The sequence below is a fragment of the Lacrimispora sp. genome, from assembly GCF_036758025.1.
Lineage (GTDB): Bacteria > Bacillota > Clostridia > Lachnospirales > Lachnospiraceae > Lacrimispora.
Genome location: NZ_DAIOXM010000012.1, coordinates 49214 through 61609, shown reverse-complemented (window position 1 = coordinate 61609; position 12396 = coordinate 49214). Strand labels below are relative to the sequence as shown.

Annotated in this window: 14 protein-coding genes; all 14 read left to right on the top strand. The window is 45.8% G+C overall.

Annotation, left to right across the window (positions count from 1 at the left end; all coding sequences use genetic code 11):
• Positions 1-19 precede the first annotated feature (19 nt).
• Positions 20-514: a TRAP transporter small permease gene (locus tag V7M78_RS11690; protein WP_333649672.1), complete on the top strand. Its 495-nt coding sequence runs from the start codon at positions 20-22 to the stop codon at positions 512-514.
• The gene (locus V7M78_RS11685) at positions 511-1812 is read left to right on the top strand and encodes a TRAP transporter large permease (RefSeq protein WP_333649670.1); all 1302 of its coding nucleotides are present in this window, start codon (positions 511-513) and stop codon (positions 1810-1812) included. Before V7M78_RS11690 ends, V7M78_RS11685 begins: the two co-directional genes overlap by 4 nt.
• 24 nt (positions 1813-1836) lie before the next feature.
• Positions 1837-2544, top strand: coding sequence for an RraA family protein (locus V7M78_RS11680; protein WP_333649668.1), 708 nt, complete (start codon positions 1837-1839; stop codon positions 2542-2544).
• A gap of 21 nt (positions 2545-2565) precedes the next feature.
• Positions 2566-2904 (top strand): UxaA family hydrolase, encoded by a 339-nt coding sequence (locus V7M78_RS11675; protein WP_333649666.1) that lies wholly within the window; start codon positions 2566-2568, stop codon positions 2902-2904.
• On the top strand, positions 2897-4138 hold the full coding sequence (locus V7M78_RS11670; RefSeq protein WP_333649664.1) for a UxaA family hydrolase: 1242 nt from the start codon (positions 2897-2899) through the stop codon (positions 4136-4138). The genes V7M78_RS11675 and V7M78_RS11670 overlap by 8 nt, the downstream gene beginning before the upstream one ends.
• A 26-nt stretch (positions 4139-4164) precedes the next feature.
• Positions 4165-4965: an SDR family NAD(P)-dependent oxidoreductase gene (locus V7M78_RS11665; RefSeq protein WP_333649662.1), complete on the top strand. Its 801-nt coding sequence runs from the start codon at positions 4165-4167 to the stop codon at positions 4963-4965.
• A gap of 16 nt (positions 4966-4981) precedes the next feature.
• Positions 4982-6397 (top strand): glucuronate isomerase, encoded by a 1416-nt coding sequence (gene uxaC, locus V7M78_RS11660; RefSeq protein WP_333649660.1) that lies wholly within the window; start codon positions 4982-4984, stop codon positions 6395-6397.
• A gap of 53 nt (positions 6398-6450) precedes the next feature.
• Positions 6451-7254, top strand: a complete 804-nt coding sequence (locus V7M78_RS11655) for an alpha/beta hydrolase (protein ID WP_333649658.1) — start codon at positions 6451-6453, stop codon at positions 7252-7254.
• Between the two features lie 113 nt (positions 7255-7367).
• Positions 7368-7820, top strand: a complete 453-nt coding sequence (locus V7M78_RS11650) for an NUDIX hydrolase (protein ID WP_002603763.1) — start codon at positions 7368-7370, stop codon at positions 7818-7820.
• 156 nt (positions 7821-7976) lie between these two features.
• Entirely contained in the window at positions 7977-8495 is a 519-nt protein-coding gene (locus V7M78_RS11645; RefSeq protein ID WP_333649656.1) for an appr-1-p processing, read from the top strand.
• Positions 8496-8521: 26 nt separating this feature from the next.
• Positions 8522-8755 (top strand): hypothetical protein, encoded by a 234-nt coding sequence (locus V7M78_RS11640; RefSeq protein ID WP_333649654.1) that lies wholly within the window; start codon positions 8522-8524, stop codon positions 8753-8755.
• 15 nt (positions 8756-8770) lie between these two features.
• A complete protein-coding gene (locus V7M78_RS11635) occupies positions 8771-9847 on the top strand; it encodes a 5'-3' exonuclease (RefSeq protein WP_333649652.1) in 1077 nt (358 codons plus the stop codon).
• A gap of 91 nt (positions 9848-9938) precedes the next feature.
• Positions 9939-11435 (top strand): carboxypeptidase M32, encoded by a 1497-nt coding sequence (locus tag V7M78_RS11630; protein WP_333649650.1) that lies wholly within the window; start codon positions 9939-9941, stop codon positions 11433-11435.
• A 30-nt stretch (positions 11436-11465) separates the two neighbouring features.
• Positions 11466-12395 carry a cysteine synthase A gene (gene cysK, locus V7M78_RS11625; RefSeq protein ID WP_333649648.1) on the top strand — a complete coding sequence of 310 codons (930 nt, stop codon included), beginning with the start codon at positions 11466-11468 and terminating at the stop codon, positions 12393-12395.
• Position 12396 lies beyond the last annotated feature (1 nt).

Here is a 12396-nt window from a genome sequence, read left to right as displayed (position 1 = left end):
CTGAAGGAAAAGGATGACTATGGGAACATTGGAAAAATTCAAAAAAATATGGGAGCCGGTCGATAAAGTCGTATTTGGTATTGTAAAACACATCTGCGTTCTCATGCTTGCCGCATTGGTGGCAGTTGTGTTCTATATATTTGTCGGGCGGTATTTTTTACATAAGTCACCGATGTGGGGAGAACCCCTTTCTCTGTTTTTACTGACCTGGATGAGCATTCTTGGCTCCTCTTTGGTGCTGAGGACAGACGAGCATTTAAAGGTGACCATGTTCGACGAAAAGATGAAACAAGGCCAGATCATTGCTACCGACGTACTTGCAAGTATATGCATCGTTGTCTTTGCTGTTTTTATGGTGGTTTACGGCATACAGCTGATGCAGCAGTCCAGAAGCAATACCATGGCAGGAATTAATATTCCTTATGCCTGGATGTATTTATCGCTTCCGGCAGCTGGAATTATGTATGTGTTTGCATTAATTACACAGTGGATGAGGAGGCTTGAAAATAAATGAGTACAACAGTTATTGCAACACTGATACTGGTCGGTGTATTCCTTGCACTTGTATTCTTGAGAGTGCCGATTGTATATGCCATTGGAATTGCTTCTTTAATCGATTTCTTTTATCTGGGAATTAATCCCATGCAGATGGCCCTTAAATTTGTGGCCAATTTAAATTCTTACACCTTACTGGCCGTTCCTTTCTTTATATTAATGGGAGAGCTGATGAGCGCGGGAGGAATCACGGATACTCTGATTGATTTTTCTAAGGAGCTTGTAGGTTGGTTCAGGGGCGGAGCTGCAATGGTAAATGTGGTTGCTTCCTTCTTCTTCGGAGGAATCTCAGGTTCATCTTCTGCAGACTGTGCTTCCCTTGGCCCTATTGAGATCAAAATGATGGAAGACCAGGGATATGACAGAGATTTCGCCACCTGCCTTACTATGGCCAGCTCTGTTGAAGGCATTCTGGTGCCGCCAAGCCAGAATATGGTTATTTTCACTCTTGCGGCGTCTGGTATTACAAGCGTTTCTATCGGACAGCTGTTTTTGGCAGGCTACGTTCCAGGCGTGATTCTTTCCGTGGTTTTGATGATTTACTCTTACTATGTTTCGGTAAAGAAGGAATATCCGGTAACCGGAAAGTTTAGTCCCATAGCTTGTGTGCGCTCTTTCACCCGTGCGATCTGGGGAATGCTTTCTGTTCTGTTTGTTGTGGTAGGCGTCATTACCGGTGTGTTTACAACGACAGAATCTGCAGCCTGTGCAGTGGTATGGTCACTGGTAGTTGGTCTTTTCATATACAAAGGTTTTAGTCTTAAAGATGTACCTCAGATTTTTCACAATGTTACCATGACTCTCGGAAAGGTTTTGATCCTTCTTGGTGTATCCGGTGCATTTACTTACCTTCTGACCTATTTGAAGGTGCCGGAACAGGTTTCAGGAGCCCTGTTCTCACTGACTGACAACAAGATCTTAATTTTGATCATGCTGAATGTGCTGATGCTGTTTCTTGGCTGCCTGATTGAGATGGCATGCCTGATTCTGATGCTGACTCCGGTAATTCTTCCTATCTGGATAGCACTGGGGCTTTCTCCGATCCACCTTGGTGTGGTAATGGTGCTGAACCTTGGAATCGGTCTTTTGACTCCTCCGGTAGGTTCCACATTGTTTATCGGAAGTGCAATTTCCGGTATCAAAATTGAAAAGCTGTCAAAGTCAATGGTTCCATTTTACCTTGTAATGGGTATCGCTCTGCTGATTCTGACCTATTTCCCGCAGACCTTTATGTGGCTTCCCAATATGGCTTATTAATAATATAGGAGAGAGGTATTTGATATGGCGCAATGGAAAAATGATGAAGAATTATTTGCACTGATGAAAGAAAAGCTTTACACGCCTGTTGTGGGCGATATTCTCGACCAGATGGGCTATAAACATCAGTTCCTTCCGGCCGGAATACGGCCTCTGGAGGCGCTGGTGCCGGCTGATGCGTACATTGACCGCAGCCAGCCGGACAACAGGCTGAAGGTGGCCGGGTATGCCTGTACAGTTTTGGAAAATGATGTATTTGAAAGTCCGAAAAAGCCTTTTGGATATTTAACGGAAGCCCTGGACCAGTTAAAGCCCAATGACGTTTATATCGCCACCGGCGCCCATCACAGTGCGCTCTGGGGCGAGCTGCTTACTGCAACTGCAAAAGCCAGGGGAGCAGTGGGGGCTGTACTGGATGGATACAGCAGAGATACGCCTCAGGTCCTGGAACAGAACTTCCCAGTGTTCTGCACACAGTGCTGGGCTCAGGACTCTTCTGTCCGGACGTATGTGTGTGATTACCGCTGTACAATTGAAATCGGACAGGTGACGATTCATGACGGAGACCTTGTGTTCGGTGACATAGACGGAGTTTTGATCATTCCCAGGGATATCAAAGATGAGGTGATTGAAAAGGCGCTGGTCAAGGCTGCCGGAGAAAAGACGGTACGCAAGGCAATTGAGAGCGGAATGACGGCGACAGAGGCGTTTGAAAAATTCGGCATTCTGTAATTGCCAAAGCAGAGGGTTAATATGAAAACAGAGATAACGGCATTTCAGATTGATTTGCAGGATAATGTGGCGACTGTGCTGGCAGAGGCGAAAGCGGATGAGCCGGTAAAGCTGACCGGCGACTATGAGGAAGAAATGATTGCAGCTGTTACGGATATTCCTGCAGGCCATAAGATCGCTCTGCGGGATATTGTGTCAGGCGAGAAAATCGTAAAATATGGAGTTGCAATCGGACGTGCGACTGCAAATATCCCAAAGGGAAGCTGGGTTCACTTACATGTGATACAGAGTATTTATGACGAGAGATCGGGTCATTTGGATGTGAAAACAGGTGCGCCTAAGGATACAAGATATGAATGAGGAAGACGGGATGAAACAGGCTGATTTATTATGGAAAGGCTACCAGAGGAAAAACGGAGCACCAGGTATCCGCAACAGAGTGCTGGTAATATATACAGTAAAATGTTCGGAGTTTGTTGCCCAGAAAATTGTAGAAAAGTCGGACCACCCAGAAGTGGAGCTGGCAGGCTTTGACGGATGTACTGACAATCAGTATGCTGTGGATATGCTGATCAGCCTGATCCGCCATCCCAATGTGGGTGCTGTTCTGGCTGTCGGGCTGGGATGCGAGTACATACAACCGGAATGGCTGGCAGAGATTGCAGAAAAAGAGGGGAAACCTTCCCATTGGATGTTTATACAGCAGGAGGGCGGAACCAGACCAGCCATAGAAAAAGGTGTGGCCTGGATATCCGGAGCATTAGAAGAGCTGCAGGCAGTTCCCCGTGTGGAAATGGGCATGAAGGACTTAGTCATCGGTGCGGAGTGCGGGGGCAGTGACTATACCAGCGGTCTTGCCGGTAATGTTGTTGTTGGCCGTTTTTTTGATAAGCTGGTAGATTTAGGCGGTACGGCAATTTTTGAGGAAATCGTGGAAGCGATCGGACTTGACCAGCTTCTCATAGGACGCGGAGCAGACAAAAGAGCAGCAGAAGAAATCCGGCTTACCTATGACAAGGCGCTGGATTACTGCAAATCGGTCCGGCAGTATTCGGTCAGTCCGGGTAATTTTGCAGGAGGGCTTTCCACAATTGAAGAAAAGAGCATGGGAGCCGTAATTAAAAGCGGAACCAGGCCGATTCAGGGAGTCATAAAGGTTTCGCAGCCTCCGCTTTACAGTGGTCTATGGCTTTTGGATTCCACCCCCGATCCCCATTGGATGCAGTTTGGGATTACCAATCCCAATGACAATGAAGGTCTGATGGATCTGGTAAGCTGCGGCGCTCACATTGTATTACTTGTAACAGGACGGGGCAGTGTCGTAGGAAGCGCAGTTGCGCCCTGTATAAAGATTACCGGAAACCATGAGACTTTTCAGAGAATGCAGGAAGATATGGATTTCGATGCAGGCCCTGTCTTAAGCGGTGAACAGAGTCAGGATGAGATGGCAGAGAGGCTGGCGGAATATGTTGCGGCAACCGCTTCCGGAATACTGACAAAAAGCGAGGCGCTGGGTCACAGAGAATTCTATATTCCTTATAAATATCAGGAAAAACAGTTATTACGGAAGAAATCGTGTGAAGAAGCCGTATAAACCACAAGTATAACAGGAGAAAAGAGATGGCTGCATTTACGGAAAAAGAAATGAAAAATTTTAATATTAAAAACTGGTATGATCTTTCCGGACAGGTTGCAATCGTAACAGGAGGCGCAACAGGCCTTGGCCTTGCCATTACACGCTGCCTTGTCAGCGCAGGTGCAAAGGTATGTGCTGTGAGCTCAATGCCGCCGGAACAGGCAGAAGAGACCTTAAGGGAATTTGGGGACAGAGCTGTTTTCTATCAGTTTGATATTACGGATACGGCCCATACCCCGGAGCTGGTGGATAAAATTGTGTCTGACCATGGACGCATCGATATCCTGATTAATAATGCAGGCAACCATTGCAAGAAATATATCTGGGACATGACGGTGGAGGACTACAGGAGCGTTCTTGAGGTACACTTAATTGGTTCCTTTGCAATAACAAAGGCCGTTGTTCCTTATCTGAAGGACCAGGGGAGGGGCCGCATTATATTTCAGGCCAGCATGACCAGCTACATCGGTCAGCCTCAGGTAGCAGGCTATGCTACTGCAAAAGCAGGCTTCCTTGGAATGATTCACACATTGACGGCCGAGCTTGCAGAATTTGGAGTAACGGTTAATGCCATTGCGCCAGGCTGGATTGATACGCCCATGTTTCATAAAGCGGTTGACAATGATCCGCCCCGCCTTGCGAAAATTATGGGCAGAATTCCGGCAAAGACTGTGGGAGATCCTATGGATGTGGGCATGTGTGCAGCCTTCCTTTGCAGCGATGCAGCCCGCTATATCAGCGGCAGCTGTATACCGGTAGATGGCGGCGCACTGATTGGATTTTAAAAGAAGGAAAATAAAAATGAATACAACATTTGATGAGGAACTGTATCTTACAAGCAAAACAGGAAGGGAGCTGTATCACAAATATGCAGAGAAACTCCCTATTATAGACTATCACTGCCATTTACAGCCATCTGAAATATATGAAAATAAGGAATTTGAGGATTTAGGCGAAATGTGGCTGAGGGGCGATCACTATAAATGGCGTGCCATGCGTACCTTTGGGATCGATGAAAAATACATAACAGGGGATGCTGATTATCATGATAAATATCTGGCTTTTGCATCCATTCTTCCCAAATTGGCCGGGAACCCGATCTATATATGGTGTGCCCTGGAATTGAAGCGTTATTTCGGAATTGACGAGGCGTTGTCTGAGGAAAATGCAGAAGAAATCTATCAGAAAACAAAAGCGATGATAAGCAGGGAACATATGACCCGGCGCTGGTGCATGGAGCACTCTAATGTAAAGCTGGTCAGTACGACAGAGGATCCGGTTGACGATCTGCGGTATCATATTGCATTAAAGAAAGAAAAGATGTTTTCCAGAGTCGTCACTGCTTTTCGTCCTGATAAAGCCATGTTTCTTTCACAGGATACTTTTTCAGCCTATTTAGACCAGCTCGCAGATGTGTCCGGCGTTTCCGTTATTTCCTTTGAAACCATGCTGGATGCGCTGGAAGCAAGGCTGCGTTTCTTTCAGGAGACAACCGGAACTACGGTCAGCGATGACGGAATTCCCCATTTCACATGGGCGGATTATACGGACACGGAAATTGAAACTATCTTTGAAAAGGCAAGAAAAAATCAGACGGTCAGTGACCATGAGAAAGATCAGTACCAAAGTGCCTTCCTTTATGAAATGGGGCGCAGATACAGCAGAACCGGATATGTCATGCAGCTTCATATCGGCACCTACTTAGATGCCAACACATCCGGCGTGGACCGGACCGGACATTCCACAGGTTTTGACTGCACAGATGACCAATGCTCTGTAACAAGTGTGGGAGAACTGCTGAACCGTTTGACCATGGCAGGTGAGCTTCCTAAGACCATTCTTTACCCTCTTGACGGGAGCAAAATTGAGACGTGGGCTATTCTTGCGGCCGGCTTTTGTGACAATGGAGTCAAAGCAAAGGTGCAGTTGGGCGCACCGTGGTGGTTCAATGATCAGGCATATGGCATTCAGAGGCAGTTTGAGGCGTGTGCAAGTCTGTATCCGGTCAGTTTGTCCGTCGGAATGCTGACAGACAGCCGCAGCTTTATTTCCTATCCGCGTCATGAACTGTACCGCCGGGTATTGTGCAATTACTTAGGAGAGCTTGTGGACAGAGGAGAATATTTCTCCGGTGAGGAAGCCTTGAAACAGGTAATTGAAGATGTGTGTTTTAACAATGCCAATGAATTCTTCGGATTTCACGTAGATAGAAAATAAAGATTGAAAATGGGCTGTTGCATACCAGGTGACTGATGCGGCAGCCGTTTTTTATGAAAAAAGAAAAGGTGAAGGAATTGGAGCAAAGAATCATGTTGGAAGAAATAATCCCGGACATCTGTCTGGCAGAGGAACAGTGGAAAGGAAATATCATTATCTGCCCGGGCGGAGCATATAAATGGCATTCCCCGCGGGAAGCCCTGCCAGTGGCCAAAGCATTTGCCGGGCAAGGATGGAAGCCGTGGATTTTGTATTATTCAGTCTCAGACCACGGAGAGATACTGGGAACCATACCGCTTTGTCAGGCAGCAGGAGCCGTGGAAAGGGTGAGAAAACACTGCCCGCATAAGCCGGTGGTTATTTGCGGTTTTTCTGCCGGAGGCCATGTGGCAGCAAGTCTTGGGGTACACTGGAATGATGATGCTGTATTTGCAAAAAAAGAGCAGGCCCGGATTCGCCCGGACGGGCTGATCTTGTGCTATCCGGTTATTACAGCCGGACAATATGCCAATCAGGAGAGTATAAATGCCCTTGCAAAAGGGGAAAAGTCATCTTATTTCAGCCTGGAAAATTATGTCCATAGGCAGACTCCTCCTGTTTTTCTATGGCATACGGCTGCTGACAGTGAGGTGGCAGTGCAGAATACGCTGATGTTTGCCAACAGTTTGGCTGCAAAAGGGGTTCCTTTTGAACTGCATATCTATCCTTATGGAGTGCATGGGCTGTCGCTTGCAACAAAAGAAGTGGAAGAACCTCAAAAAGAAAGGTATGCAGATGCGCATGTGGCGGGATGGTTCCGGCAATGTACGGAATGGCTTGATATTATATTCTTTCAATTTACACAGGCGGAAACTTAAAAAGAATAATATTGCATATGAGTTCAAAAAGAGGTATACTAAAGCCAGTCTGTGAGACACACCAAAACCGGACTCCCATCAGGGAGAGACGGTTACACTCTGGAGGAATTGCAATGATAGAAGCAACGAGCTGTGGCGGTGTGGTTATTTTTCGAGGTAAAATTCTGGTTTTGTATAAGAATTACAAGAACAAGTATGAAGGTTGGGTTTTGCCGAAGGGAACAGTAGAAGCGGGTGAAGAGTATAAAGAAACGGCACTCCGGGAAGTGAAGGAGGAGACGGGAGTCAGTGCGTCCATTATCAAATACATTGGTAAAAGCCAGTACTCTTTTAATACACCCCAGGATATGGTCGAAAAGGATGTGCACTGGTATCTCATGATGGCCGACAGCTATTACAGTAAACCACAACGGGAAGAATATTTTATTGATTCGGGATACTACAAGTTCCATGAAGCGTATCATCTTTTGAAGTTTTCCAATGAAAAACAGATATTGGAAAAAGCGTACAATGAGTATCTGGATTTAAAGAAGAGCAATTTGTGGGGCAATAAAAAGTATTTCTGAAGCATAAGAAAGGGGCCGGGTCAGGCTCCTTTTGTGCATGGTTGGGAAAAAATCTTAAAACTTCATAAACATGCTAGGAATAACAGGAAATTCAGGTTATAATGAACAGGTAAACGGTACCTGTCCATTGAGACAGACATATTTGGAGGGTGGATTATGCTGAAATATTACAACGGAGATATTTTTACCTCTGATGCGGACATTATCTGCCATCAGGTAAACTGCAAAGGGGTATTTGAAAAGGGCCTTGATGGGCAGATCCGGAAGCTATTTCCGGAGGTGGAAAAGACCTACAAGCTTCTGACAAAGCAGTGGCAGGAGCAGGCGGATGGAAGAACCCGGGATCTTTTAGGGCGTGTTTCCGCACAGCCTGTTCAAAAGGATGGACGGTGGTTTTTGATCGCCAATCTATACGGACAGGACGATTATGGAAAAGATAAGGTTTATACTGATTATAGGGCCCTGGAACAGGCTGTCCAGGAGATCCGTGATTTTGCCGATGCACGGGATAAGCAGGAAAAGATAGCTTTTCCATATATGATTGGCTGCAGCAATGCAGGGGGAGATTGGGAAGTCGTACAGGGAATTTTAGAAAAGGTTTTTAAAGGCTATGAAGGAGAAGTCCAGATTTGGAATAAAAAACGCAGCGCAGACGAAGCCTCGGCTGTTCGGTGAGCCAGAGGCGAAAGGGAGGAATTGACATGGCAAAGGGAAGCTCTTTGAGCCGCAGCATCAATGCGTTTTATGTGGAATGGAGCGCCATCAATCATTATTTATCATCTTATGAATGCGAGAAAAACGGAATTCCCTATGCGGGCTTTGGAGATCCAAGGGTCCAAAAGCTGTGGAAGGGATTGTCCGGTCAGGAAAAAAGAGAAATTATGAAGCGCCTGGGTGCAAAAAATGAGACAGAACTACAGAATTACTTCACTTGAAGAATGGAGAAACACATGTCGGATAGAAAATTCATAATCGTTGACGGTTCTTCCATGCTGTCAACCTGCTATTACGCTGTTTTACCAAGAGAAATCATGTTTGCAAAGACAGAGGAGGAAAAACAGAAGCATTATGACAAAATCCTCCACGCCAAGGATGGCACCTATACCAATGCCATCTTCGGTATGCTGAAAATGGTGGTCTCTTTGATGAAAAAGCAGAAGCCGGAGTATATTGCCTTTGTGTTTGATAAAACCAGAGATACCTTCCGGAGAGAGCTGTATGCGGAATATAAAGGAACCAGAGGAGTGACTCCGGAACCTCTCATCAATCAGTTCATATTAATAGAAGAAATCCTTAAAAGTGCAGGCTTTCAGGTACTTTTAAGCGAGGAGTATGAAGCCGATGATTACGCCGGAAGCCTGGTCATGAAATTCAGGGAAGAGACTTCTATTATTCTGATGACAAAGGACCATGACTATCTCCAGTTGGTGAACGATGAACACAATGTCCGTGCCTGGATGGTTCAGACCAAGCAGGAGAAAGCCGATGACCTTTATAAGAAGTACTATTCTTTTTACGGCGTGAACAAAAAAGATATCAATCTTCCCGAAAAGGTTTTTGAATATACTGCAGCCACTGTGTTTCGGGAGGAAGGTGTCAGACCGGAGCAGATTGCAGATTTAAAAGGAATTCAGGGAGATTCTTCCGATAACATTCCGGGAGTTAAGGGTGTCAGCAGTGCGGCACCTCTTCTTTTGAGAGAATACGGAACTGTGGAAGAGATTTACCGTTCCATTCGAGAGGCAGAAGCGGATAAAAAGTCCTTAAAGGAACTGCAGGATTTCTGGAAAAATGAGCTTGGCATCAGCCGTTCTCCTTATAAAGCCATGACAAAGGAAAGTGAAGAGGAGCTGTGCGGTGAAAAGGCTGCTTTGCTCTCCAAGACTCTGGCAACCATGAAAACAGACATTTCCATTGACATGAGCCTGAAGGATTTTTCCTCAGAATCCTATCAGGAAGAAAAGATCAGGGATTGGCTGAAAAAACTTGATATAAAAGAAGCTTCTATTTTTGGTTCTGAGAAATAAGAGGACTTTCTTCAAAAGTATTTTTTTACCGGGTTTGGGGACACTCTGTATGAGCGTCCCTTTCCGATTGAGAAAAAGGAGAAATAAATTTATGAATCAATCATATGAAACATTGTCAGCTTTGCTGGAAAAAACTATGGCCCTTCAAACAGCTCTCATCATGTTTGAATGGGATAATGAAACCCTTGCGCCGGAAGGAGCCGGGTCCTACACGTCAAGAGTGGTGGGAGTTCTCTCCCAGGAATATTACAACGTCATGACGGGAGATGAGATGGGAGAGGCCATCGCTGCCTGTGAAAAAGAGGATGGACTGACTGACATAGAGCAGGCCATTGTCCGGGAGGCCCGGGAAGCCAGAGAAGAACTGGTGTGCGTTCCTGCAAAAGAATACCGGGAAAATGCCCAGTTGATAGCCGAATCCGCCAGAATCTGGTCAAAGGCAAGAAAGGATGGGAAATTCGAGGACTTTGCCCCCACCCTTGAAAAAGTAATCGGTTTTAAGAAAAAGTTTGCATCTTACCGCAAAAAAGAAGATCAGAACCTGTATGACGTCATGCTGGATGAGAATGAAAAAGGCTTTAATATGGAGCTTCTGGATGAATTTTTCGGTAAGCTGAAAGAAGAAATCGTACCTCTTTTAAAAGAGATTATGGAGAATGGAAGAAAGATTGACGCTTCTTTTTTAAAGGGAGATTATCGGTCAGAAAAGCAGAGAGAACTGGCCAGATATCTTGCGGAGTATGTGGGCTTTGACTTTGAAAAGGGTGTGCTGGCAGAAAGCGCCCATCCCTTTACCACCAACCTTCACAATCACGATGTGAGAATTACCACCCATTATGGAGATCACGTGGACAGTTCAATCTTTTCTGTCATCCATGAAGCAGGTCACGGAATTTATGAGTTGGGAGTTTCCGATGAGCTGACCCAGACCCCGGTAGGACAGGGTTCCTCTATGGGTGTCCATGAATCACAATCCCGTTTTCTGGAAAATATCATCGGGCGAAGTCCGGCCTTTTGGGTGCCTCTTTATGAGAAATTACAGGAGCTTTTTCCAAAACAGCTTGGAAAGGTTTCCAGAGAACAATTTGTGGAGGCAATCAACAAAGTGGAGCCGGGTCTGATCCGGATTGAGGCTGATGAATTGACCTACAGCCTTCACATTATGATTCGCTATGAAATCGAAAAGATGATTGTGGAGGAAGACATTGATTTGGAAAAGCTTCCGGAAATATGGGCCGACAAATATGAGGAATATCTGGGAATTCGTCCGGAAAGTCCTTCCGAAGGAGTGCTTCAGGATATTCACTGGTCACAGGGCCTGTTCGGATATTTTCCATCCTATGCCTTAGGAAATGCCTTTGGAGCCCAGATATACAGCCATATGAAAAAAGAGATGGATTTTGACGAGCTGCTTAAGAACGGAAAAGTGGAAGTGATATGCCAATATCTTCGGGAAAACATCCACAGGTTCGGAAAGCTGAAAACCAGCCGTCAGATATTAAAGGATATTACAGGGGAAGATTTTACACCGGATTATTTCATTCAGTACCTAAAGGAAAAGTACGGAAAGCTGTATGAATTGTCATAGGAAAATATGTACTCAGAGGAGAGGATAAGTATGGACAACATCAAAAAAAGCGCTCTGGAACTGATTGGCAATACTCCCATGATGGAGCTGGGCAATTACGCAAGAAAGCACGGCCTGTCCGCTTCCATTGTTGCAAAGCTGGAAAGCTTTAATCCCGCTGGAAGTGTAAAGGACAGAGCTGCCCTTTTCATGATTGAGGAAGCGGAAAAAGCCGGAATTTTAAAGCCCGGGGCCACCATCATAGAGCCCACATCCGGAAATACGGGAATTGGAATTGCCAGCATTGCCGCTGTAAAAGGATACCGGGCTATTCTTATTATGCCGGAAACCATGAGCGTGGAACGGCGCAGTCTTTTAAAGGCATATGGTGCGGAAATCGTTTTGACAGAAGGCTTTAAAGGCATGAAAGGCGCTATTGCAAAGGCGGAGGAACTGAACCAGGAAATCGAAGGCTCCGTTATTCTGGGCCAGTTTGACAATATGTCCAATCCTAAGGCCCACCGTGAGACAACAGGACCGGAAATCTGGAGAGATACCGATGGCAATATTGATGTGTTTATTGCAGGCGTGGGAACCGGAGGAACCATAACCGGAGCAGGAGAGTACTTAAAGGAAAAGAATCCTGATATCAGGGTGATTGCTGTGGAGCCGTCAGGTTCCCCCATCCTCTCAGGAGGAAAGCCAGGCCCTCACGGAATACAGGGAATTGGAGCAGGATTTGTTCCTTCTATCCTCAATACCGGTATTTACGATGAAATCATCACCATTGAAAATGGAGAGGCTTACGAAACCGGAAAAGAACTCGCTCAGACAGAAGGCATTCTGGTGGGAATTTCTTCTTCTGCGGCCGTGCGGGCTGCCAGGGAGGTTGCAAAAAGACCGGAATATGCAGGAAAAAGAATTGTGGTTCTGCTTCCTGATACAGGAGACAGGTATTTGTCCACTCCTCTGTTTTCTTAAA

Coding starts and splice junctions, on each gene's coding strand:
- V7M78_RS11645 (WP_333649656.1), top strand. CDS start 7,977: ATGCTGAAATATTACAACGGAGATATTTTTACCTCTGATGCGGACATT.
- V7M78_RS11680 (WP_333649668.1), top strand. CDS start 1,837: ATGGCGCAATGGAAAAATGATGAAGAATTATTTGCACTGATGAAAGAA.
- V7M78_RS11650 (WP_002603763.1), top strand. CDS start 7,368: ATGATAGAAGCAACGAGCTGTGGCGGTGTGGTTATTTTTCGAGGTAAA.
- V7M78_RS11670 (WP_333649664.1), top strand. CDS start 2,897: ATGAATGAGGAAGACGGGATGAAACAGGCTGATTTATTATGGAAAGGC.
- V7M78_RS11665 (WP_333649662.1), top strand. CDS start 4,165: ATGGCTGCATTTACGGAAAAAGAAATGAAAAATTTTAATATTAAAAAC.
- V7M78_RS11640 (WP_333649654.1), top strand. CDS start 8,522: ATGGCAAAGGGAAGCTCTTTGAGCCGCAGCATCAATGCGTTTTATGTG.
- V7M78_RS11635 (WP_333649652.1), top strand. CDS start 8,771: ATGTCGGATAGAAAATTCATAATCGTTGACGGTTCTTCCATGCTGTCA.
- V7M78_RS11655 (WP_333649658.1), top strand. CDS start 6,451: ATGAAAAAAGAAAAGGTGAAGGAATTGGAGCAAAGAATCATGTTGGAA.
- V7M78_RS11685 (WP_333649670.1), top strand. CDS start 511: ATGAGTACAACAGTTATTGCAACACTGATACTGGTCGGTGTATTCCTT.
- V7M78_RS11675 (WP_333649666.1), top strand. CDS start 2,566: ATGAAAACAGAGATAACGGCATTTCAGATTGATTTGCAGGATAATGTG.
- V7M78_RS11630 (WP_333649650.1), top strand. CDS start 9,939: ATGAATCAATCATATGAAACATTGTCAGCTTTGCTGGAAAAAACTATG.
- V7M78_RS11690 (WP_333649672.1), top strand. CDS start 20: ATGGGAACATTGGAAAAATTCAAAAAAATATGGGAGCCGGTCGATAAA.
- cysK (WP_333649648.1), top strand. CDS start 11,466: ATGGACAACATCAAAAAAAGCGCTCTGGAACTGATTGGCAATACTCCC.
- uxaC (WP_333649660.1), top strand. CDS start 4,982: ATGAATACAACATTTGATGAGGAACTGTATCTTACAAGCAAAACAGGA.